Consider the following 22,851-nt stretch of genomic DNA (forward strand, 5'->3'; position numbering starts at 1 on the left):
CACATGACCGAAGCGCTGATCGACCCCGTGGTCTTCAATCCGTACGACTACGAGTTCCACCACGATCCCTACCCGACGTACGCACGGCTGCGGAAAGAGGCTCCGCTATACCACAATCCGACGATCGGATTCTGGGCGCTGTCCCGCCACGCCGACGTCCTGCGCGCGTTCCGGGACAACACGCGACTGTCGAGCGCGAACGGGGTCTCGCTCGATCCGGCGGCGTACGGACCGCACGCCCACCTGGTGATGTCGTTCCTCGCGATGGACGACCCGCGGCACGCGCGGCTGCGGCAACTGGTCTCGCGCGGCTTCACGCCGCGGCGAGTCGCCGAACTCGAAGGACGAATCCTCGAACTCACCCAGCGGTACCTGGAACCCGCGCTCGAGGCCGGCGAATTCGACTGGATCGCCGAGGTGGCGGGCAAGCTGCCGATGGACGTGATCTCCGAACTCATGGGCGTGCCGGAGGCCGATCGCGCGGAACTGCGTCGCCTCGCCGATCTGGTGGTGCACCGCGAGGACGGCGTTCTCGACGTGCCGCAGGCGTCCGTGGAGGCGTCGATCACCCTGATGACCTACTACAAGGAGATGATCGGGCAGCGGCGTCGCTCGCGCACCGCGGATCTCACCTCGGCGCTGCTCGACGCCGAGATCGACGGCGACAAGCTGTCCGACCAGGAGATCCTCGGGTTCATGTTCCTGATGGTGGTGGCGGGCAACGAAACCACGACCAAGCTGCTCGGCAACGCCGCCTACTGGGGGGCGCGCAATCCGGACCAGGTCGCCCAGGTGCTCGGCAACCCGGGCCGGGTGTCGGAGTGGGTCGAGGAGACCCTGCGATACGACACCTCCAGCCAGATCGTCGCCCGGACCACGGCGGTCGATCTCGACTACCACGGGCAGACCGTGCCCGCGGGCGAGAAGATGCTGTTGCTGATCGGCTCCGCCAACCGGGACGAGTCCGTGTTCGAGGACGGCGACCGGTACCGGATCGGTCGGGACTCCACCAACAAACTCATCAGCTTCGGGGGCGGTGTGCACTTCTGCCTCGGCGCCCACCTCGCCCGGCTCGAGGCGAAGATCGCGCTCGCCGAATTCGCCGAGCGGGTAATGCGATACGAGGTGGACGAGTCCGGAGCCGAACGTGTCCATTCCACGAACGTGCGGGGCTTCGCGGCCCTGCCGATGAAGGTGCAGGTGCGCTGATGCCCCGTTTCGAACCCAACCCCACCCGCCGGCCGACGCTGATCAGCGGCGCCTCGTCCGGGATCGGTGAGGCCACCGCGTACGCGCTCGCCGACCTGGGGCACCCCGTCGCCCTCGGCGCCCGCCGGGCCGCGGAGACCGAGGCGATCGCCGAGAAGATCCGCAGCAACGGGGGAGAGGCCTTCGCGCACGTCCTCGACGTCACCGACGACGCGTCCGTGGACGCCTTCGTCACCGCCGCCGAGGACGCGCTCGGCCCGGCGGAGATCGTCGTCTCCGGCGCCGGCGACCTGGAGTTCGGCGCCGCCGACCAGATGGACACGGTGCGCTTCGCGAAGCAGATCGACGTGCACCTGGTCGGTGCGCAGCGCCTGGCGCACCGCGTCCTGCCCGGGATGCGTCGGCGGCGCCGGGGAGACTTCGTGCTGATCGGATCGGACTGCGCCGCCCACCAGCGGCCGCTGATGGGCGCCTACGACGCGGCCAAGGCGGGCCTCGAAGCGATGGGTCGACAGATGCGGATGGAACTCGAGGGGACCGGAATTCGCGCGTCCATCGTCCGGCCGGGGCCGACCTTCACCGGAATGGGCATGAACTCGACCCCGGAAATCCTCGCGCCGGTCGCCGAGATGTGGGCCAAATGGGGCTTCGCCCGGCACGGCTACATGCTGCGCGCGTCCGACATGGCCAACGCCGTCGTCGCGGTCGTCGGCGCCCCCCGCGGCGTCCACCTCGTCCTCGTCGAGGTTCAGCCCGAGGCGCCGCTGGCGCCCCTTCCGAGTTCGGAGAAGAAGGAATGACCGAGACGACACTGCCCGATCCGCCGCGCGTGTCCGGCGGCGACCACGAACACGGGCACCTCGAGGAACTGCGCACCGACCCGATCGCGCTGATGCGGCGCGTCCGGGACGAGTGCGGCGACGTCGGGGTGTTCCGCCTTGCGGACCGTGACGTGGTGATGCTGTCCGGCGCCGAGGCCAACGAGTTCTTCTTCCGCTCCACCGACAGCGATCTGGACCAGCAGGCCGCCTACCCGTTCATGAAGCCGATCTTCGGGGAGGGCGTGGTGTTCGACGCCAGCCCCGAACGTCGTTCCGAGATGCTGCACAACTCGGCGCTGCGCGGCGAGCAGATGAAGGGACACGCCACGACCATCGGGGTCGAGGTCGAGGACATGGTGGCCGGCTGGGGCGACGAGGGCGAGATCGACCTGCTCGAGTTCTTCGCCGAGCTCACCATCTACACGTCGTCGGCGTGCCTGATCGGCAAGAAGTTCCGGGACGAACTCGACGACCGGTTCGCCACGCTCTACCACGAGCTCGAGCAGGGCACCGACGCGATCGCGTTCGTCGACCCGTACGCGCCGATCGAGAGCTTCCGCCGTCGCGACGCGGCCCGCGTCGCGCTGGTCGAACTCGTGCAGGGAATCATGAACGGCCGCATCGCCGATCCTCCCCAGGGCAAGGAGGATCGGGACATGCTCGACGTCCTGGTGTCGATCCGGGGCGACGACGGCAGTCTGCGGTTCAGCGCCGACGAGATCACCGGCATCTTCATCTCGATGATGTTCGCCGGCCACCACACCACCTCCGGCACCGCCGCCTGGTCGCTGATCGAACTGCTGCGTCACCCCGAGACGATGGGGAAGGTCACCAGCGAGCTCGACGAGCTCTACGCCGACGGTGCCGACATCAGCTTCCACGCCCTCCGGCAGATCCCGGTGCTCGAGGCGGTGATCAAGGAGACGCTGAGATTGCACCCGCCGCTGATCATCCTGCTCCGGGTGGCCCGCGGCGACTTCGAGGTGGGCGGATACGCCATCCACGAGGGGAATCTGGTGGCGGCCACACCGGCGATCTCCAATCGCATCCCGGAGGACTTCCCCGACCCCGAACTGTTCGATCCGGGCCGGTACATCGACCCCAACCACGAGGACACCGCCAACCGGTGGACCTGGATCCCGTTCGGCGCCGGACGTCACCGTTGCGTCGGGGCGGCATTCGCCCAGATGCAGCTCAAGGCGATCTTCTCGATCCTGTTGCGGGACTTCGAGTTCGAGATGTCTCAACCCGCCGATACCTACCGCAACGACCACAGCAAGATGGTCGTGCAGTTGCAGCAGCCGTGCCGGGTGCGCTACCGGCGGCGGGCCGGCCGGGCGGAGTCGGTCGGCGCGACGGCCACTGCGGTGCCCACCGGTTGCCCCGTCGCCCACCCGAGTGAGGCCTGACCATGCGCGTCGAAGTCGACCTGGACCTATGTCAGGGCCACGCCGCCTGCGAGATGGAGGCGCCCGACGTGTTCGCGGTGCCCAAGCGCGGCAAGGTCGCCATCCTCGATCCGAGCCCGCCCGAGTCGATGCTCGCCGACGTCGAGAGTGCTGTCCGGTACTGCCCGACCCAAGCCCTGCGGATCGTCGAGGACTGAACTCGAAACCATCACGCACCAAGACTTTCGAAGGAGACCACAGCATGACGGGATTCGATCGGGCCGAGCTGGACGAGATGGTCCGGCGCTGGGTGGACGGCAACAAGAAGGCCGAGGCCGCCGGTGACTGGAAGCCATTGGCGGACTTCTATACCGACGACGCGACCTACGGATGGAACTACGGCCCCGAGCAGGACTTCATGGCGGTGGGCCGCGACGAGATCCGCGACATCGCGTTGGGGCTCGAAATGCAGGGACTCGAAGGCTGGGAGTACCCGTACCAGGAGTTCGTGATCGACGAGGTCAGCGGCAACGTGATCGGGCTGTGGAAGCAGATCTCCGACGCCGAGCGCCCCGACGGCACCAACTACTCGGTGTACGGCATCGGTGGTAGCTGGTTCCGCTACGGCGGCAACTTCCAGTGGTCGTGGCAGCGTGACTTCTTCGACTTCGGCAACGTCTCGGCGCTGTTCATGGAGATGATCCAGAACAGCGCGCTGTCGACGGGGATGCAGGCACGCATGCAGCGCTCGCTCTCGGGCGAGAAGCTACCGGGCTGGTACCCGGCCGGGCAGGCACCGGTCCCGCTGTGGTGAGCACCCAGGCGCAGCCGTCGCGGTCGTTCGCGGCGCTCCCGCGCTCCGACCTCGCCACGCTTGTCCCGGAACTGCTGCTGTGTGGCCAGCTGATCGACCGGTCCGGAATGGCGCACCTGATCGCCGAGTTCGGCCGGGAAGGCATGGCGCAGATCGCGATCGAGGAGTGGCAGGCATCGAGCCCGTGGTACACCCGCCGCATGCAGCGCGCCCTGCGCTACGAGGGCGACGACGTCGTGACGATCTTCAAGGGTCTGCAACTCGACATCGGGGCGCCGCCGCAGTTCATGGACTTCCGCTTCCGCGTCGACGACCCGCACCACGGCGAATTCTGGCTCGACCACTGCGGTGCGCTGATGGACGTCGAACCGCTCGGCGACGAGTACGTGACCGCGATGTGTCACGACATCGAGGACCCCACCTTCGACGCCACCGCACTGGCCACCAACCCGCACGCCCAGGTGCGGCCGATCCACCGTCCACCGCGCCGGCCCGCGGACCGCCATCCGCACTGCGCGTGGACGGTGGTCATCGACGCGGGGCATGTCCCCCCGACGATGCCGCCGCACACCGAGCAGATCGGCCGAACCGCCGCGTACACCGTCGATCTCAGCCCGATCGACGCCACCGGCGAGGGCCGTCACGACTACGCGGGCCCGCTGCTGACGGACCTGCGGTTCGGGGACTTCTCACACTCCGCGCTCGTACGGATCGCCGAGGAGGTGTGCCTGCAGCACCACCTGCTCGCGCTCGGCTTCCTGATCGCCGTCCGTAAGCGGGTGGACGAGGGCAAGGCGCGCGAGATCACCCGCAAGCAGTTGACCGGCATCGCCGGCGTCGCCGCGCAGCGGATCCGGGACGCGCTCGGCCTCCCCGACGATCTCGAGGGCCTGGCGACCGTGCTGTCGCTGCATCCGCTGCTGAATCCGGATCGGTACGTGGACAGGGAAATCGGCTTCGACGGCGAGCAATTGCAGCTGCGAATCGGCCGCCGCGGACTCGTCGACGCCGACGGCGGCTGGCCGACGCTGATCGACGGTGGACACCTCGAGGCGCTGCAGGCCCTGGTGCGGGGAACGAACCCGCACTTCACCGTCCGCGTCGGCGGTGAGGACGAGGCAGGTCTCCTCGTCGTCGTCGAGATCACCGACGAACCTGCCCCCGAATGCGTCGAGGTGGCGATCACGAAGGTCAGCACCGGCGCGGCGTTCGCATTCGAAGACCGCGGAATTCCCCTGCCGCTCTATGTGATCTGAGCGGCCGACCCCGACAGGACACTCGCATGGCCTACACGTCCGTCACCGACGAGTTCCAGCAGTCGCGGGGCGGGGTGTCCGCCGGGGAGGCGATGCGCTGGCTGATGCTGCCGCCGCTGATCCACACGTCCGCGATGATGCCGACGTTCACGGCGCTCCTCACCGGCAACACCGTGATCATGGAACCGGAGTTCGACGCCGCCCGCGTCTGGCAGGTGGCGGACCATCGACCGCAGGTCATGGTCATCACCGGTGACGCGATGGGCCGCCCGTTGGTCGAGGCGTTCCGGGAGCAGGACCGGGACACCTCCAGCCTCGGCGTCGTCGCCTCCGGCGCGGCGCTGTTCTCCGCCGCGGTCAAGGAGGCCTTCTTCGAGGCAATGCCGAATCTGATGATCTCCGACTCGGTCGGATGCACCCCGACATCTACGACGCGATCGTGATCGGCGTCCCCGACGAGCGCTGAGGCGCCCGGGTGGCCACCGTGATGCGGGTACGGGACGGCGTCGTGCCGGACTTCGAATCCATCGAGAAGCACACCCGCAGCCGACTCGCCGGCTACAAGATCCCGCGGGCGTTCTGGATCGCGGACGAGGTGATGCGGACGCCGAGCGGCAAGCCCGACTTCGGGTGGGCGAAGCAGCATGCGGCCGCCAACGAGCACGCCTATCGGATCGACTAGGCGGCGGCCGCACTCGCGGAGTTGGTTGTTCGCGTGAACATGCCGCGAGTGAATTGGTTTCCGGCGGTGCGCATTCAACGCCCATCGTTGCGCGACACGCGACCGGTGCGGGGTGACCTCCTTCATGGGCTCGAGTCGGATATCTCGGTTGTGCATGACGCATCGCGAGTGAGAACGCAGGCGTTACACACCGAGGTCGATCAGTCGGCGAGTCGTCCGCGCCGGGCGCGACGTCGTGTCCGTTCGAGTGTTCGTTCCGACGAGAAACGCGCAGATCAGCAGGCCGGTGAGGGCGGTGTTACCGGGCGCGCGAACGCATTACACGGAATTCGGTGCGTGGGATCGGTGATCGATACCGGTTCGAGATGCTATCTTGATCGCGCCTGTATGCATGTGGCCGGGGGGGTTGCTATCCGTTTCAGCGGGGGCTGGCGGATTTTCGGGGGGCGTTTTTCGTCAATTCTGTCTTCATGCGACTGGGCTGTCTGTCTTTGCATCTGGACACGCCGATCGAGGAGGTCGAAGAACGATGTCTACCCACAGAGCCGAGAACATCCGAACGCGAAAGATGAAGAGTCGCATCATGGTTGCCGCCACCGCGGTGGGCGCCCTGACGATTGCCACCCCCGCCATCGGTCACGCTGCGCCGGCCCCGGGAGGTGGAATCGGTAGCAGTGCGAACGGTGGTGCCGGCGGCGGACTCTCGGGTCTGGGCAGCAGCATCGGGGGCAACGGCGATGCCGGTCTCGGAAGCGCGGTGGGCCCCGGCGGCGCGAACGGCGGCGTCAACGCGGGCAGTGCGGGCAACCTCGACCTGGCGAATCTTGCGCAGGTGGCGCTCGGCAGCCTCGGAAACATCGGCACCGGCAGCCTCGCCGGCGGCGACTTGGACGTCGGCAGTGCCGGTGGGACGGGCAGCGGCACGGACACCGGCAGCTCCGGCAGCCTGGAATTGGGGCTCGACGTCCTCGGCGGGCTCGCAGCGGGCAGCGCCGGCCAGGCCGATACCGGCAGCGTCGGAGAGATCGCGAGCGGCAGCGTCGACGGCGGCAGTGTCGACAACGGCAGCGCAGAACTGGATCTCGGTAGCCTGGCCGACCTCGGCTCCGGCAGCGCCGCCGACACCGGGAGCGCAGCGGGTGGCAGCCTGGACGCTCTGGTCGAACTCGCGCTGGGGAGTGCCGGCAACGTCGGCGTCGACCTGGGAAGCCTGTCGGAGCTCGCGCTGGGCAGCCTCGGACTCGTCTCCGGGAGCGCCGATTCGGGCAGCGACAGCGGTAGTGCGGAACTGGATCTCGGCAGCCTCGCCGGCCTCGGCGCCGGGAGCCTGGGCGACCTCGTGGCGGGTAGCTCGGGGGACACGGGCAGTGTGGATCCGGGCAGCCTGGAGGCGGGCAGCGCCGGTGGTGCCGGGGTGGATCTGGGCAGCCTCGCCGATCTGGGAACCGGCAGTGCCGGCGGTGGTGATCTCGGTCTGGGCAGTCTGACCGACCTCGGGGCGGGTAGCTCGGGGGACACCGGCAGTGTGGATTCTGGCAGCCTCGAGGCGGGCAGTGCCGGTGGTGCCGGCGTGGATCTGGGCAGCCTGGGTGAGTTGGCCCTGGGTAGCCTGGCGCTTCCGTTCGGCAGCCTGGCGCTTCCGGTGCTGGGCAGCGTCGGCGCACTGGGCAGCACCGGTGACGCGGGCAGCCTGACGGGCGTGGAGACCGGTAGTGCCGGTGTGGATCTGGGGAGCCTCGGGGATCTGGGTGCGGGCAGCAGTGGCAGCGGCGACCTGGGTGCCGGTTCGTCCGGTGATGCGGGTAGTGCCGATCTGGATCTGGGCAGCCTGGCCGATCTGGCGCTCGGCAGTCTCGGTTCGGGCAGTACGGGTGGTGTGGACACCGGCAGCCTCGGTGACCTGGACGCGGGCAGCGCGGGCGGTCTGGGCAGCCTGGGTGATCTGGCGACCGGTAGCGCCGGGGACGCGGGCAGCGCGGGGGATCTCGGCAGCCTGGGTGAGTTGGCCCTGGGCAGCCTGGCGCTTCCGTTCGGCAGCCTGGCGCTTCCGGTGCTGGGCAGCGTCGGCGCACTGGGCAGCACCGGTGACGCGGGCAGCCTGACGGGCGTGGAGACCGGTAGTGCCGGTGTGGATCTGGGGAGCCTCGGGGATCTGGGTGCGGGCAGCAGTGGCAGCGGCGACCTGGGTGCCGGTTCGTCCGGTGATTCGGGTAGTGCCGATCTGGATCTGGGTAGCCTGGCCGATCTGGCGCTCGGCAGTCTCGGTTCGGGCAGTACGGGTGGTGTGGACACCGGCAGCCTCGGTGACCTGGCGACCGGTAGCGCCGGGGACGCGGGCAGCGCGGGGGATCTCGGCAGCCTGGGTGAGTTGGCCCTGGGTAGCCTGGCGCTGCCGTTCGGCAGCCTGGCGCTTCCGGTGCTGGGAAGTGTCGGCGCGCTAGGCAGCACCGGCGACGCGGGCAGCCTGACGGGCGTGGAGACCGGTAGTGCCGGTGTGGATCTGGGGAGCCTCGGGGATCTCGGCGCGGGCAGCAGTGGCAGCGGCGACCTGGGTGCCGGTTCGTCCGGTGATTCGGGTAGTGCCGATCTGGATCTGGGTAGCCTGGCCGATCTGGCGCTCGGCAGCCTCGGTTCGGGCAGCACGGGTGGTGTGGACACCGGCAGCCTCGGTGACCTGGACGCGGGCAGTGCCGGCGGCACCGGCAGCCTGGGTGATCTGGCGACCGGTAGCGCCGGGGACGCGGGCAGCGCGGGGGATCTCGGCAGCCTGGGTGAGTTGGCCCTGGGCAGCCTGGCGCTGCCGTTCGGCAGCCTCGCGCTTCCGGTGCTCGGCAGTGCTGCTGCACTGGGCAGCACCGGTGACGCGGGCAGTTCTGGTGGCGTCGACACCGGCAGCGCCGGTGTGGATCTGGGGAGCCTCGGGGATCTGGGTGCGGGTAGCAGCGGCAGTGGTGACACCGGCGCAGGCAGCTCTGGGAGCGCGACCGTCCCCGGTAGTTCGGGCGACACCGGTAGTGCGGCCGGCGGCGAGGGCGGTGTCGATCTCGGCAGCGCGCTGCTCGGAAGTGCCGCACTCGGCAGTGCGATCGCCGGCGGCGCGGCGCTGGGCAGCCAGGTCGGTGTCGGCGCGAACGGTGCGGCCAACGTTGCGCTACCCGTCGCAGTCGATGCCGTTGCGGCACATGAAGTCAGTGTGCCGGTTCGCGCCGCCGAGGTGAGCGCTGCCCGAGCCGGCGGCCAGATCACCGCGGTGCCGGTCGGCGGCGTCGAGGCCGGCGACGGGGGCATTGTCGACGATTCGTCGAACGGTGGCGTGCTGTTGGGCACGGCATTGCTGCTGGCGGCCGCCGCGGGCGGCGGGTCCGTAGCCACCATGCGGAGTCGTCGCAAGCTCTAAGATCCGAACATGCCGATGAGCATCACATCGACAGGCCGTTGCCGGCGATTGTTCGGCAGCGGCCTGTCGGCGGGCCTGGCCGCCTGTGCGCTGGTCGTTGTTGCACTGAGTGGGTGTACCGCAAACGGAGCCGACGGGCCGCCGGTGCCGACCGTCGTACAGGAGGCGTCCGGACCAGCTGTCGGCACCGGAACCGACCCCGCGTCGATCACGGATCCGCGTCCGGTCCGGATCGCGATCCCGGCCATCGGGGTCGATTCCGACCTGATGAAACTCGGCCTCGAGTCCAACGGGGCGCTGGAGGTACCACCGGGTGGCTTCCCGGCCGGATGGTATTCCGGTTCACCGGTTCCCGGTGAGCTCGGACCCGCGATCATCGCCGGACACGTCGACTGGGGCGGCGCGCCCGGCGTGTTCTTCCGCCTGCACGAACTGGCGCCGGGGGACGAGATCACCGCAGACCGGGCCGACGGTGTCACCGCGGTGTTCCGGGTGGCGACCGTGGAACGGTACGCCAAAGATGCCTTCCCCACCGCGAGGGTGTACGGCGACATCGACCATCCAGGCCTGCGCCTCATCACCTGCGGAGGTGAATTCGACACCGACGCACGCAGCTACCGCGACAACACCGTCGTGTTCGCCGACCTCGTCGGCACCAGGGTCGCGAGCGCGAACTGACCGCCCCCGGGACTCCACCGGGTCAAGCGGACTTCTTGCGGCCCCAACGGAAGTACGACAGCGGACCGACGAAGTTCACCGCGATGATCGCGGCCCACTTTCCCTTGCTGCCGTTGACGTCCTCGCGGCGACGCTTCGCGAGGTCTGCCCACGCACTGACCGCCAGACTCAGCTGGACCGAGGCCAACGCGATGATCGACGCCCGCTTGGCCGGGCTCAGATCCGCCCACTTCGACTTCGCCATGGTGCTGTTCCTTTCGCGTCCACGATTGCTGGGATGCCCTCTCCATTCCTACCCGACGACGACACGATCGCGGCGGCACCGTCTCGCCGACGCGCGGAGTGAACAGTCGGTCTGTAGCCTGTTTCGTGCGAGAAACCGGCCCTCGGGCGGCCGGGGCAGAACGGGGAGGGTCGATGGCTGACCTGGTGGTGTTCGGTGACGTGCTGACCATGGACGAGGCCAACCCTCGCGCGACTGCCGTGGCCGTCGAAGACGGGCGCATCGTGGCGGTGGGCTCGGACGCAGACGTCGCCTCGCTCATCGGCCCGGCGACAGTGGTCCACGACGTCGGTGAGGCCTGCATCATGCCCGGGTTCATCGAGGCGCACGGTCACCCGATGAACGAGGCCGTCCTGCTGGGCGATCCGGTCGTCGACATCCGCCCGGTCACGATCCCCGACGCCGACGGCGTGCTCGCCGCGATCGACCAGGCGGTCGCCGACGCCGGTCCCGAGGGCGCCGTACTCAACGGCTGGGATCCGTTGCTCCAGAAGGGGCTTGCCGATCCGACAATGCAGTGGATGAACGAACTGTCACCCGACAAGCCGCTGATCATCCTGCACAACTCGGGCCATGCGGCCTACTTCAACTCGCATGCCGCCACGGCCGCCGGCGTCACCCGCGACACCCCCGACCCGGAGGGTGCCCGGTTCGGCCGGGACGAGTCCGGTGACCTCGACGGCGGCGCCTACGAATCGGCGGCCGTGATGGCGATCGCCGGCCCGCTGCTCGTGTCGGCGGCCGCGCGATTCGGCGACCTGATCGCGGCGGAGTGCGCCCGCATGAACGCCGTCGGCGTGACCACGGTGAGCGAGATGGCGTTCGACCCGAAGATGCGCGCCCCGCTGGCCGCGGCGGCCGAAGCGGGGGCGCTCACCACGCGCCTGCGCCTGTACGAGATGTCGGGGCCGAAGCGGGCGTCCGACGTCGAACCGGGTGCGGGCGACGACCTGGTGCGGCAGGTGGGCATCAAGATCTGGTCGGACGGATCCCCGTGGATCGGCAACATCGCACTGAGCTTCCCCTACCTCGACACGCCGGCGACCCGGGCGCTGGGCATGGCGTGCAGCCACGGCCACGCCAACTACACCGGCGAGCAGATCGTCGAGATCAGCACCCCGTACTACGAGCGGGGCTGGCAGATCGCCTGCCACGCGCACGGCGACGAGGCGATCACCATGGTGCTCGACGCCTGGGAGAAGATGCTCACCGCGAACCCGCGCCCGGACCACCGCCTGCGCCTCGAGCACGTCGGTGCCATGCGGCCCGACCAGTTCCGGCGCGCGGCCGACCTCGGTGTGACGTGCAGCTTGTTCGTGGACCACCTCTACTACTGGGCGACGTTCTCGTCGGTGACCTGTTCGGGACCGATCACGGCGGGCACTGGGCCGCAGCGGGTTCGGCGCTGGCTGCGGGCCACCGGATCTCGTTCCACAACGACGGCCCGGTCACGCCCACGAATCCGCTGCGCAACATCGCCGACGCCGTCAACCGTCGCTCCCGCAGCGGGCGGGTGCTCGCGCCGGACGAGCGCATCCCGGTCGAGGCGGCGCTGCGAGCCCAGACCGTCGACGCCGCGTGGCACTTGTTCAGCGACGACGCCGTCGGAAAGCTCGAGCCGGGCCTGCACGCGGATATTGTTGTGCTGTCCGCCAATCCGCTCACCGTCGATGCCGGCAGCCTCGCCGACATCGAGGTGAAGGCCACGGTGTTCGCGGGGAAGACGGTGTACGGCAGCCTGAGCTGAACCGTCGCGGCGAGAGCTTTGTTCTGGCGGCGCTTCGCGGAGTAGCACTCGAAACCGACCGCGCTCGGCACGGTTCGATTCCCCGTGTATTCGCCATCGCGCCTTGGGGATCGAGACTTAGAATCCCGAGAATGCACACCGACGGAATCCTCCCCCCAGATCCTTCAGCTGTCTCGGACCCGTCAACATCGGACACGCCGACGGACAGTCCGGCCCGGAAGTGGTTCGAGTCGATCTTCGACGTCAGTTACATCGCCACCATCTGGGCGCTCGTCGTCGCGATGAGCCGCCGCAAGGAACAGGTCCCGGCGAGTGATCGCCGTACTGCGGATCTACTGCGCAGGGCATTCACGATGCTCGCTGTCGGCGACACCGCGCACGTCGGGTTCCGCGTCCTCGCCTACGCGCGGGGCAGGGACAAGTCGTTCGTCACCTGGTTGGGCCAGCGCGTCAGCCTGATCGGCCTGGGCGAGATGGTCGCCTCGATCACCATGACTTTCTTCTACGTCCTCACCCTCGACGCGTGGCGAGTCCGCTTCGGCAAGGCATGGAACTGGTTTACCGGTCTGCTACTGGCCTCTGCCGGAGTACGCATCGCAGCCCTCGCGGCGCCGCAGAACAAGTGGGAGGAGGAAGAGCCGCCTCAGCCCTGGTCCACGTACCGCAACGTCCCTCTGCTCACGCTCGGTCTCGGGCAGGCCTACCTGATCGAGAAGGACGCCCGCCGCACCGGAGACCGCACTTTCCAGCGGATCGGACGATCCATGCTCGCGTCCTACGCGTTCTACACGCCGGTGGTGCTGTTCGCCCGGCGCTCACCGTTGGTTGGACTGCTGATGATTCCGAAGACCATCGCCTACGTAGCGATGGCGCTGCGCACCTACCGGGACTTCTACCGCCGACCGCGTCCGGGAAGCAGCAATCCGGCGTGACGGAATTCGCGGAAGTCGTCGGACTCGGCGCCGCCGTCCGCTCCTGACCGGAGTCCATCGGTCCGCGGTCCCGACAGGGCCACCGGATTCGGGACCTGACCGGTTTCCCGATAACATCCAGGTCGGCTGGCCGAACCGGTGTCGAGCGGCCACCGACGACGGTGCGATGGGAGCGGGTGTGCAGGTGCAGGAGCCACGACGTGGGGACGTCACCGGTCAGGCGAATCTGATCGCCCAGCTTCCGCCGTACACCGAATTGCTGTGGCCCACCCTCCAGGCGCTGATCGCCCTCGGCGGCTCGGCGTCCAACAACGAACTCGACGGCGCCGTCGTGGAGCGGGAGGGCTGGTCGCCCGAGCTGCAGGGCATCCTGCATGGCGACGGTCCGGGCACCGAGGTCGAGTACCGGTTGGCTTGGGCACGTACATATCTCAAGGGGATGGGCCTGCTCGCCAACAGCCGGCGCGCGGTGTGGAGCGTGACCAAACGCGGCCGTGACGTGAGCGAGGGCGAGATCCGTCCGCTGCTCGCGACGTTCACGGCGGACAAGCGTCGCCAGCGCCTCAATCGCAAGGCCAACGTTCCTGACGCACAGGATCTTCCGCTCTCGGAACCCAGTGCGCCTTCCGAACCGGATGCGTCGTACGGCGAATCGGGGGAGGCCGTCGAGTGGAAGTCCGCGCTGCTCGAGGAGATCCTGCGGATGTCGTCCACCGCGTTCGAGCGCCTCACTCAACGACTGCTCCGTGAGGCCGGGTTCTCGACCGCCACGATCACCGGGCGTGGGGCGGACGGAGTGGTCGACGGCATCGGCATGTGCCAGATCTCGCTGCTCAGCTTCCCCGTCGCCTTCCAGTGCAAGCGGGTCAGCGGAAGCGTCGGGGCGGGTGCTGTGCGGGATCTGCGCGGTGCGATGGCCGGACGAGGTGAGAAGGGCCTGTTGATCACGACCGGTACCTTCACGAGCGAGGCACGGGCCGAATCGCGCCGCGACGGTGCCCCGCCCATCGACCTCATCGACGGCGACCGCCTGTGCGAACTGCTCAAGGAGCACGCGCTCGGTGTGCGCACGACGACCCGCGTCGTCGAGGACGTGACCGTGCAGGCCGACTTCTTCGCGGGCCTCGAATCCGACTGACCCGAAGTCACCCATGTGACTGACGGAACCAGAGTGACTGTGGTGAAATAGCCCTCGAATTCAAGCGGTCCGAGACGAATCGATCGTGCCGCTCAGTCACAGCGATGCCGGGATCCGCCGGTGATGCGAGGTTTTGCCAGTGCAGGTCTCCAGACGACAACTGTTCAAGTTCGCCGCGGCCGGCACCGCCGCGGCCGGGCTGGCCGCCGTGGCGGCCCCCGCAATCGCGAACGCCGGACCGGCGACGCTGGTCGACTACTCGGGAGGGGTCCCGTCGCCGCTCGGCATCCGGCTCGCCGGACACGTCGGCGCCATCCGCTACGTCTCCGACCGGCGACCGGGCGCGGAGTGGATGCTCGGCAAGCCGATGCAGTTCGGTGAGGCCGCCGCCATGTCGGCCCTCGGACTGCAGATCGTGTCGTGCTACCAGTTCGGCAAGGGCGCGACGTCGGACTGGCGCGGCGGCTACGACGCCGGCGTGCGGCACGCGCGGCGCGGTCGCGAACTGCACCTGGCCGCCGGCGGGCCGGAGAACAGCCCGATCTACGCCTCCATCGACGACAACCCGTCCGCGTGGGAGTTCGACAACCTCATCGCGCCGTACCTGCGCGGGTGGGAGAGCGTGATCGGCCACGGGAACGTGGGTGTCTACGCGAACTCTCCGACGATCGACCGCTGTCTGCGAGCAGGTGTCGGTTCGTGGTTCTGGCAGCACAACTGGGGCACTCCCGCCGGCTTCGTGCACCCCGCGGCGCACCTGCACCAGTTCGAGATCGACAAGCGTCAGATCGAGGGGATAGGCGTCGACGTCAACTCGATCCTCAAGCCCGACTACGGGCAGTGGTCGATGCAGAGGCCGTTCTTCCTGTCCTGACTGCCTACGCGGTGTCGGTTCCGTGCACCGAACCCGCGTAGCGACGGGTGAAGGACGTTCCGTCGTCAGCCGTGACGGTGACGTCGTAGCGGCCGTCGGTCGTGGGCCAGCGGACGCTCACCCGTCCGTTCGGCCCGACCTCGTGGACGCGCGATTCCCCGCCGAGGTCCGCGATCGCGAAGGACAGCCCCGTCGCGCCGTGGTTGGCCAGCTCCAACTCCAACCACGAACCCGCCGGCCCGCTGCCCCTCAGTGCAGCCCTGACGTGCGGGACGGCCGCGTCGTCGGTCGTGGGCAGAGCACCCGCGAAGCGGCACAGGAATCCGTCGGCCCCGTGGACCGTGAAGTCGTAGCGACCTGCCGTGCGGACGGCGTCCCACTCGTAGACGTCGGTGCCCCGCGGCGCGACGGTGAACGGAGTCCCGGCAAACGGCCGGTGAATGTTGGGGAAGACCGTGTAGTGGAACGCCGCGCTGCCCTCGTTCGTGAGCTCGGCGCGGACCCGGCCGGTGGTGCGATCGACCGCCACGTCGACCCAGGGCCGGTACGGCAGCGGCCGGCGGGGCCGGCGTCGCGGCTCCTGCGTCGGCATCACCTGGGCCCCCGGGGTGGGCAGCGGTACCGGCGGAAGGTCGACAGCCGCATCGGCGGCTGCTATCAGCGCGCGGGTGTCCGGCAGCGCGGGGACGGAATAGTCGGGGTTGTCGAAGTCGAAGCAGCTGGTCAGGTCGCCGCACACCGCCCTCCGCCACGCACTGATATGGGGCTCGTGGACTCCGGTGACGCGCTCCAGGAAGCGCAGCACCGAGGTGTGATCGAACACCTGGGAGTTCACCCACCCGCCGCGCGACCACGGAGAGATCACCAGCAACGGCACCCGGTTACCGAGCCCGATCGGTTGCCCGTCGACGAACTCCTCGGGGGTGCCGGCGGGCGGGAAGGGCGGCACCACGTGGTCGAAGTAGCCGTCGTTCTCGTCGTACATGAGGAGGAACACGGTGTGCCGCCACACGTCCGGGTTGGCGAAGAGCGACTGCAGGGCGGTGTCGACCCAGTGCGCGCCGTACGCGGGGCTGGCGTCGGGGTGCTCGCAGAAGAGGTACGGCGACACCAGCCACGACACCGTGGGCAGCGTGCCGTCCTTGCAGTGCGCGTCGAACGCCGTCAGGTCCCACCGCGTCATCGCATTGATGTACCGGGGATCGTCCGGCGCGAAGCCGTGGAACTGCGGGAAGTACTCGAGGGCGTTGTCCTCGTAGTTGCCGTCTCGTTCGTCGAGGCCAGGCGTGTGGTAGACGCGCCAGGAGACTCCGGCGTCGGAGAGACGCTCGGCATACGTCGTCCAGTCGCACACCGGACTCTCCGGCAGCGGGGTGTTGTCGATCCACGGTCCTGTCGTGCCGTCGCGGCCCGGTCCCACCGTCCCGGTCCACAGGAAGAGGCGGTTGGGGCTGGTGGGGCCGGCCATCGAGCAGAAGTACGCGTCGCCGATGGTGAACTCGTCCGCCAGCGCGAACTGATACGGGATGTCCTCGCGGGTGAGGTAGCCCATGCTCCGCTCGCCCTTGGCCGACGTCCAGCGGTTCATCGCGCCCTGGTTGATCGCGTCGTGACCGCTTTCCCAGTCGTGCGGCAGGCCCTCCGCGTTCTGGGCGTTGTAGCGAGTGGAATCCATCCGGAACGGCAGCAGGACGCCCCCGTCCGTCCGGGACAGCGCGGGCTGGCGGAAGACGGTGTCGCCGTCCGGGAAGGTCAGGGCCTGTCGGTCCTCGAACCCGCGGACTCCGCCGAGTGTGCCGAAGTAGTGGTCGAAGCTGCGATTCTCCTGCATCAGGATCACCACGTGGCGGATGTCGTCCATGGTCAAGACCTTTCTGCCGGGTGCAACAAGGAGGCGAGGAAGGCCACGTCGGCCCCCTCGAGTGACTTCAGGATCGTTCGTCCCGGCGCCGGCGGGACGTCGACAGAAGGAACGGCGAGCACGGCGCATCCTGCAGCCTCGGCCGCCGCCACACCCACGGGCGTGTCTTCGACCGCGACGCACGCGTGCGGGTCGACGCCCAGGGCCGCGGCGGCCGCGAGGTAGGGGTCCGGCGCCGGCTTGGAACGGACCGTGTCCTCGACGGCGATCGTCGTGGTGAACCGGTCGACGCCGAGCGTCTCGCGCACCAGATCGACGACCCGTCGTGGTGACGCTGTCACGATCGCTGTGGGGATTTCCGCGCGGGACAACTCGTCGAGCAGCGACAGCACGCCGGGACGGGGCACGACCTCGTCGGCGACCAGGGCCGCGAACGCGTCATCGAGATCGCGGGCGAGCGCATCCGGGTCGGGCGCGGTCGGTCCCAGTATCCGACGTAGATGGTCCGCGGTGTAATCGGAGGGGCGGCCCAGGACGGCCGGCGCGTCGGCCGACGACAAGCGATGTCCGAGCCCTGCCGCAACCCGCTCGACCGCATCCCACCAGAGCCGCTCGGTGTCGACCAGCGTCCCGTCCATGTCGAAGAGGACGGCTGCCGGCCGGGTCTCGTGCCTCATCGGGTGCGCCTCCAGGACCGGCGATTGTGCGAAACGGGTTGGGCCACGGCCTTTGCGGCCGGCTCGATGGTGCCCCGTGGGCGGTCCACCAGCACGGGGCGGTCGGGCAGCGACAGGGTCACGGCCGTGCCCGCGCCGAGCGCGGTGGCGGCGGTGGTGGGCACGTCGGCGAGTGCCTCGCGTCCGTCCGGCAACCGCACGGTCAACCGCGTGCCCGCGCCCCGGAACGTCGAGGCGGCGATGCGGGAGGTTCCGTCGTCGGCCGCCGTCACACCGAGGACCTCCGGACGCACCAGCACATCGACGGCGCGGGCGCCGGTTCCCGACTCCGTGGCGCCGGGGAGCTCCCCATGGACGGGCAGGCGGCGGCCGAGGACGTGTACCGTCCGCCCGTCCGCCGAGAGTTGTCCCGGTAGCCGGCTCATGACTCCGACGAATTCGGCGACGAACGCCGTGGCGGGGCGCTCGTAGAGTTCGGACGGCGCGGCGCACTGCTCCATCCGTCCGGCCCGCATCACGGCAACCCGGTCGGCCATGGAGAGGGCCTCCTCCTGGTCGTGGGTCACGAACAACGTCGTGATGCCCAACCGCTGTTGCAGCCGGCGAATCTCCTCCCGCAGCGTCTGCCGCACCTGCGCGTCGAGCGCCGACAGCGGCTCATCCAACAGCAGGACCCGGGGCTGCAGAGCGAGGGCGCGCGCCAATGCAATTCGCTGCTGCTGGCCACCGGAGAGCTGGCGGGGATACCGCGCGGAGTGCTGCGGCAGTCCCACCAACTCCAGCAGCTCCATCGCGCGGGCGCGCCGGGCGGATTTACTCTTCCCCTGCATCCGCAGACCGAACGCGACATTGTCGACGGCGTTCAGATGCGGGAAGAGGCTGTAGGACTGGAACACCATGCCCACGTCACGCCGATGCGCGGGGACCCGAGTGATGTCCTCGCCGTCCATGAGCACCATGCCTGCGTCAGGGCGCTCGAAACCGGCCACGGTGCGCAGGGCGGTGGTCTTACCGCATCCGGACGGGCCGAGCAGGGCGAGCAGTTCGCCCGGCTGGATCTTCAGATCCAGCCCGTCCAATGCCGTTGTGGCGCCGAATGTCCGGCGCAACCCCCGGAACTCGACGGTGGAACCGGCCCCTGTCGTGGGAGCGGGCGTTCGATCGGTCAGTAACACGGTCATGGGGCCTCCTCGAGGCGACGGGTGCGGCCGGCCGCGGCGACCACCATGAGCAGCGCCCAGGTGCCGACCAGGCCGACGATTGATACAGCCACCGACATCTGCGCCTGGGAACCGCTGATCACGACGGTCCACACCGCGAAGGGCTGGTACCCGAGCAGCGCAGCGACGGCATACTCGCCGAGAACGAGCGCGAGAGTCAGGAAGGCGGCGTTGAGAAGGGCGCCACGCAGATTCGGCAGCACCACATGGACGAGGGTGCGCGGCCATGACGACCCGCACGACCGCGCGGCCTCGACAAGGACCCGCAGGTCGAGCGCGGACACGCCGGCGTCCAGCGTGCTGTAGGCCAGCGGCAGGGCCATCACGGCGAAGGCGAGTACGAGGATCACCGGGAAGTCGGGATTTTGGAGCGCGACCAGACCGTCGAACAACGGCGTGCCGTAATAGCGGTCCGCGCCCCACCGCAGCAGCGTGGTGATGCCGGCGCCCAGCGCGACGGCCGGAACGACCAGCGGCAGCAGGCACACGGCCTGGACGACCGTGCGCAGGCGAGGTGCGGCGAGACGCACCGCCAGCAGCGCCGGTACCAGTAGCCCGAGCACGACGGCAATCGTCGCCACGGCCACTTTCAGCGTCAGCGCGAGGCTGTCGGCCAGGCCCTCCGCGCCGCCGATGCCGGAGTACGCATCGAGACCGACCTGCCCGCCGGGGGATCCGACGCCCACACTGAAGGCGAACGCGCATCCGATCGGAACGAGGAAATAGAGGCCGGCGACGAGGAGCACGATCCAGCGCCCGTAGTCACCCCTCGTCCGTGTCAGGCCAACCATCGGGCGCTCCTACGCTGCAGCGGCAGGTAGATCGCCATGACGATCGCCGCGACCAACACCATGTCCAGACCGAGGGCGAGGGCGATGTTGCCCTGCCCCACGAGGACGTCGCCGGACAAGCCGGCCGCGATCTGCACGGTGACGAGCTGCACGGTGCTGCCCGCGATCGCCGCGGCCGTCGCGTAGGTGCTGAATGCCGTCCCGAACAGCAGGACGAATCCACCGAGAAGCGACGGCAGCAGGATCGGCAGCGCCACGTGCCGCCAGTACTGCACCGTGCTCGCGCGGTTGTTTGCGGCCGCCTCACGCCACTGCACCCGCAGACCCTCCAGGGCCGGGGTGATGGTCAGGACCATCAGCGGGATGAGGAAGTAGAGGTACACGACGGTCAGCCCCCGCATGTCGTAGAGGCTCCAGCCGAGTTCGTCGAGGTGGAAGGCGCCTGTCAGGACTCCCGCGTTGCCGAGGGTCGCCACGAATGCGAAGGCCAGGGGGACTCCGCCGAAGTTCGCCAGCACGCCGGCCGCCGCCAGCACCGCTTCACGCAGCGCCCGGAATCGCGACGTCACGATTGCGTGCGCGATCGGCAGGCCCACGACCGCTCCGATCGCCGCGGCCGTCGCCGAGAGCTTGATGCTGCCGAGCAGGCTCGAGAGGTACGGGTCCTGCAGCGTCGCAGTCATGTTGGCCGTGGTGAACCCGGCCTCGGCCGATCCCGTCGAGGGCGTGGTGAACGCACCGATCACCATCGTGGCGACGGGGAGGCCCAACGCGATCGCCGCAAACAGGAGCAGCGGAAGGACGCCGAGCCAGGCCCCCGCTCTCACCCGAAAGCTGCTGCGGCGGCGGGTAACCGGGGTGTCGACGGCGGTGCCGGACCGCGCGCCGAGGCCGCGGGTCGCAGTCATCTGGACGCTCATCCGGCGAGCACACCGCCCCAGCCGCGGCTGACCACGTCCTTGGCCTGCGACGACTGCTTCTCCGTCGGGAAGACCGGTGCGGCGGCGTCTACCTCCGGAAGTCGAGCGGCGGCAGTGGCGTCGAGCGTTCCCGCCTTCTCCATCGCGGGCATGAGCACGGGCCGGGCGTAACCCTTCAACCAGAGATTCTGGCCCTCAGGGCTGTAGAGGAACTCCTGCCAGAGTCGCGCCGCTGCAGGGTGCGGCGCCCACTTCACGATTGCCTGCGAGTAGAACTGGGCGAACAACCCGTCGGCCGGGATGGCGACCTGCCAATCGATCCCCTTGCCGCGGAGCGATTCGCTGTAGCCGGCATTGAGGTAGTCCCAGTTGACGCTGATCGGGGTCTCGCCCTTCTCGATGGTCGCGGCCGTCGACTCGACCGGGTTGAAGTTGCCGATCGCGTTGAGCTGGGCGAAGTAGTCCAGACCCGGCTGGATGTTGTCGAAGGAACCGCCATTGGCGAGAGCGGCCGCGTAGACGGCGGCGAAGGCGGAACCGGACTGCGTGGGGTTGCCGGTCAACGCGACCATGCCCTTGTACTGCGGGTCGAGCAGATCTGCAAAGGTCTTGGGGCACTGCGCAATGCGTGCGCTGTCGCAGCCGATCGAGACGTAGCCGCCCATGTCGTTGTACCACCGGGCGTCGGCGTCCTTCTGGCCCTCGGGGATGTCGCCGAACGCCTGTACCCGGTACGGGGCGAGCACACCCTGTTCGGCGGCGCTGATGCCGAAGGTGTGGCCCACGTCGATGACGTCCGGAGAGCGGTCCTGCCCCTTGCGCGAGGTCGCGGCGTTGATCTCGTCCTGGCTGGACGCGTCCGGATTCTCGACCTCGACGTCGATCCCGTACTTCGCCTCGAACGTGTCGATGATCTCGCCGTAGTTGGCCCAGTCCCGCGGGAGGGCAATGGCGTTCAGCTTGCCCTCCTTCTTCGCGGCGGCAATGAGACCGTCCATACCGCCGAAGTCCTCGACCGAGGTGGCGCTCGACGCTCCACCGGCGTCTCCGTCCGCCTTCGTGCTGGTCAGTCCGCAGCCCGCGAGGGTCGACAGGGCGATCGCCAGCGAACAAGCAAGGCTCGCCCGGCGAAGGTTGTGCAGTCGCATGGTGTCTCCCTGATGATCAATGTTGGCTATACAACTTCGCAATCATTTCGACAGAGCGACGTTGCCGCCGGGTGAACGGTTCGGGATCGAACCGTGAAGATTGACCGTCCACGAACCGACGTCTGCTCGCGCGGATATGCCTGTGAGCGTTTGGAATAACTGCTACAGCTACGATCGGGAACAGACGACCGTGTTCCGGGAAGGAGACGAACAGTGGCTGAGGCGGGGGGCAAACGTCCGCGTGCCGAGTACCGAAGGTTGGCAGCCGAGTTACGAGAGGCGATCACGTCGGGACAGTTCGGTTCCGGCGACCGGCTGCCCAGCGAGGAGAGTCTCGCCGCGCAGTACGGCGTCTCCCGCGGCACCGTCCGTCAGGCCCTGGCCGTGCTGCGCGCGAACGGTTTGGTCACCTCCCGGCGGGGCACGCGCCGCGTCATTCTCGGCACGGCGCGTACGCAGAGCTTCTTCGAGTTGCTGAGCTTCACCGGCTGGGCGCACTCGATCGGCGAGGCTCCCGGCAGCCGAACGATCGAGATCGAGCACCGGGTCGCTCTGCCGCTGGAGTGCGAGCAGCTCCAGCTCGAACCGGGATCGCACATCTACCGAGTGGTCCGGCTCCGGACTCTCTCGCGGGTTCCCGTGATGCTCGAGCGGGCCATCTATCCCGAGGAGATCGGCAAGCTGATCGCCGATCTGCCGCCGGATGCCTCCTCTCACGCGAACCCACTGCTGGACGGGGGCATCGTGTTCACCGATGCCGATCACACCATCGACCTCGTCGAAGCGGATGTGGACGACGCGCGTCTCCTCGGGTGCACCGAGGGCTCGCCTCTGCTCCGCGAGCGCCGACGCGTCACCGACCCCGCCAGCACCCCGCTACTGTGGTCCGACGACCGCTTCCTGCCCGGCACCGTCTCGTTCACCGTGCACAACTCCGTGGCCACGACGGCCCTGTCGCGTCGCCGTGGCTAGCTCCCGCAGGGCGACCAGGTCGCCCGCCGACACCGGATCGGAC

Annotated in this window: 21 protein-coding genes and 1 pseudogene; 15 read left to right on the forward strand and 7 right to left on the reverse strand. The window is 68.9% G+C overall.

Going from position 1 to position 22,851, the window contains the following annotated elements; genetic code table 11:
• Nucleotides 1-3 precede the first annotated feature (3 nt).
• The 10 genes from ABTV10_RS07335 (at nt 4) to ABTV10_RS07380 (ending at nt 10,245) form a co-directional block, all read left to right on the forward strand.
• Nucleotides 4-1,209 carry a cytochrome P450 gene (locus ABTV10_RS07335; protein ID WP_499033601.1) on the forward strand — a complete coding sequence of 402 codons (1,206 nt, stop codon included), beginning with the start codon at nt 4-6 and terminating at the stop codon, nt 1,207-1,209.
• A complete protein-coding gene (locus ABTV10_RS07340) occupies nt 1,209-2,009 on the forward strand; it encodes an SDR family oxidoreductase (protein WP_499033603.1) in 801 nt (266 codons plus the stop codon). The genes ABTV10_RS07335 and ABTV10_RS07340 overlap by 1 nt, the downstream gene beginning before the upstream one ends.
• Entirely contained in the window at nt 2,006-3,439 is a 1,434-nt protein-coding gene (cyp51, locus tag ABTV10_RS07345) for a lanosterol 14-alpha demethylase (protein ID WP_499033606.1), read from the forward strand. The genes ABTV10_RS07340 and cyp51 overlap by 4 nt, the downstream gene beginning before the upstream one ends.
• Before the next feature lie 2 nt (nt 3,440-3,441).
• Nucleotides 3,442-3,636 (forward strand): ferredoxin, encoded by a 195-nt coding sequence (locus ABTV10_RS07350; RefSeq protein WP_499033608.1) that lies wholly within the window; start codon nt 3,442-3,444, stop codon nt 3,634-3,636.
• A 44-nt stretch (nt 3,637-3,680) separates the two neighbouring features.
• Complete coding sequence (locus ABTV10_RS07355) at nt 3,681-4,232, forward strand: Cif family virulence factor (protein WP_499033610.1); 552 nt, start codon at nt 3,681-3,683, stop codon at nt 4,230-4,232.
• Nucleotides 4,226-5,488 carry a hypothetical protein gene (locus tag ABTV10_RS07360; RefSeq protein ID WP_499033612.1) on the forward strand — a complete coding sequence of 421 codons (1,263 nt, stop codon included), beginning with the start codon at nt 4,226-4,228 and terminating at the stop codon, nt 5,486-5,488. Before ABTV10_RS07355 ends, ABTV10_RS07360 begins: the two co-directional genes overlap by 7 nt.
• Nucleotides 5,489-5,514: 26 nt before the next feature.
• Nucleotides 5,515-5,931, forward strand: coding sequence for an AMP-binding protein (locus ABTV10_RS07365; protein ID WP_499033615.1), 417 nt, complete (start codon nt 5,515-5,517; stop codon nt 5,929-5,931).
• Nucleotides 5,932-5,963: 32 nt separating this feature from the next.
• Nucleotides 5,964-6,170, forward strand: coding sequence for a hypothetical protein (locus ABTV10_RS07370; protein WP_499033616.1), 207 nt, complete (start codon nt 5,964-5,966; stop codon nt 6,168-6,170).
• 529 nt (nt 6,171-6,699) lie between these two features.
• Entirely contained in the window at nt 6,700-9,567 is a 2,868-nt protein-coding gene (locus tag ABTV10_RS07375) for a beta strand repeat-containing protein (protein WP_499033618.1), read from the forward strand.
• A gap of 9 nt (nt 9,568-9,576) precedes the next feature.
• Complete coding sequence (locus tag ABTV10_RS07380) at nt 9,577-10,245, forward strand: class F sortase (protein WP_499033619.1); 669 nt, start codon at nt 9,577-9,579, stop codon at nt 10,243-10,245.
• A 22-nt stretch (nt 10,246-10,267) separates the two neighbouring features.
• Here the strand turns inward: ABTV10_RS07380 and ABTV10_RS07385 are convergent, their stop codons facing one another.
• Complete coding sequence (locus ABTV10_RS07385; protein ID WP_433611192.1) at nt 10,268-10,489, reverse strand: PLD nuclease N-terminal domain-containing protein; 222 nt, start codon at nt 10,487-10,489, stop codon at nt 10,268-10,270.
• Nucleotides 10,490-10,866: 377 nt separating this feature from the next.
• Here ABTV10_RS07385 and ABTV10_RS07390 point away from each other — a divergent pair.
• The 4 genes and pseudogenes from ABTV10_RS07390 (at nt 10,867) to ABTV10_RS07405 (ending at nt 15,219) form a co-directional block, all read left to right on the forward strand.
• Nucleotides 10,867-12,275 (forward strand): annotated as a pseudogene (locus ABTV10_RS07390) (amidohydrolase).
• Between the two features lie 131 nt (nt 12,276-12,406).
• Nucleotides 12,407-13,207 carry a hypothetical protein gene (locus tag ABTV10_RS07395; RefSeq protein WP_499033621.1) on the forward strand — a complete coding sequence of 267 codons (801 nt, stop codon included), beginning with the start codon at nt 12,407-12,409 and terminating at the stop codon, nt 13,205-13,207.
• Between the two features lie 178 nt (nt 13,208-13,385).
• On the forward strand, nt 13,386-14,345 hold the full coding sequence (locus ABTV10_RS07400) for a restriction endonuclease (protein WP_499033623.1): 960 nt from the start codon (nt 13,386-13,388) through the stop codon (nt 14,343-14,345).
• Between the two features lie 139 nt (nt 14,346-14,484).
• Nucleotides 14,485-15,219 (forward strand): DUF1906 domain-containing protein, encoded by a 735-nt coding sequence (locus tag ABTV10_RS07405; RefSeq protein ID WP_499033624.1) that lies wholly within the window; start codon nt 14,485-14,487, stop codon nt 15,217-15,219.
• Between the two features lie 4 nt (nt 15,220-15,223).
• On the opposite strand, the gene ABTV10_RS07410 is transcribed toward ABTV10_RS07405, so the two are convergent.
• The 6 genes from ABTV10_RS07410 to ABTV10_RS07435 are packed head-to-tail and all read right to left on the reverse strand — an operon-like array spanning nt 15,224 to nt 21,836.
• Nucleotides 15,224-17,080: a phosphocholine-specific phospholipase C gene (locus tag ABTV10_RS07410; RefSeq protein WP_499033626.1), complete on the reverse strand. Its 1,857-nt coding sequence runs from the start codon at nt 17,078-17,080 to the stop codon at nt 15,224-15,226.
• A 2-nt stretch (nt 17,081-17,082) separates the two neighbouring features.
• A complete protein-coding gene (locus ABTV10_RS07415) occupies nt 17,083-17,757 on the reverse strand; it encodes an HAD family hydrolase (RefSeq protein WP_499033627.1) in 675 nt (224 codons plus the stop codon).
• Nucleotides 17,754-18,938, reverse strand: a complete 1,185-nt coding sequence (locus tag ABTV10_RS07420; RefSeq protein ID WP_499033629.1) for an ABC transporter ATP-binding protein — start codon at nt 18,936-18,938, stop codon at nt 17,754-17,756. Before ABTV10_RS07420 ends, ABTV10_RS07415 begins: the two co-directional genes overlap by 4 nt.
• Entirely contained in the window at nt 18,935-19,768 is an 834-nt protein-coding gene (locus ABTV10_RS07425) for an ABC transporter permease (protein ID WP_433611207.1), read from the reverse strand. Before ABTV10_RS07425 ends, ABTV10_RS07420 begins: the two co-directional genes overlap by 4 nt.
• On the reverse strand, nt 19,756-20,676 hold the full coding sequence (locus ABTV10_RS07430; protein ID WP_499033631.1) for an ABC transporter permease: 921 nt from the start codon (nt 20,674-20,676) through the stop codon (nt 19,756-19,758). Before ABTV10_RS07430 ends, ABTV10_RS07425 begins: the two co-directional genes overlap by 13 nt.
• A gap of 8 nt (nt 20,677-20,684) precedes the next feature.
• A complete protein-coding gene (locus ABTV10_RS07435; protein ID WP_499033633.1) occupies nt 20,685-21,836 on the reverse strand; it encodes an ABC transporter substrate-binding protein in 1,152 nt (383 codons plus the stop codon).
• Nucleotides 21,837-22,049: 213 nt separating this feature from the next.
• Between ABTV10_RS07435 and ABTV10_RS07440 the strand changes: the two genes are divergently transcribed.
• On the forward strand, nt 22,050-22,808 hold the full coding sequence (locus tag ABTV10_RS07440; RefSeq protein ID WP_499033635.1) for a GntR family transcriptional regulator: 759 nt from the start codon (nt 22,050-22,052) through the stop codon (nt 22,806-22,808).
• The last annotated feature ends 43 nt before the right edge of the window (nt 22,809-22,851 follow it).

This window comes from Paraburkholderia sp. RHO2 (genome assembly GCF_050955445.1).
Taxonomy (GTDB): Bacteria; Actinomycetota; Actinomycetes; order Mycobacteriales; family Mycobacteriaceae; genus Prescottella; species Prescottella agglutinans_A.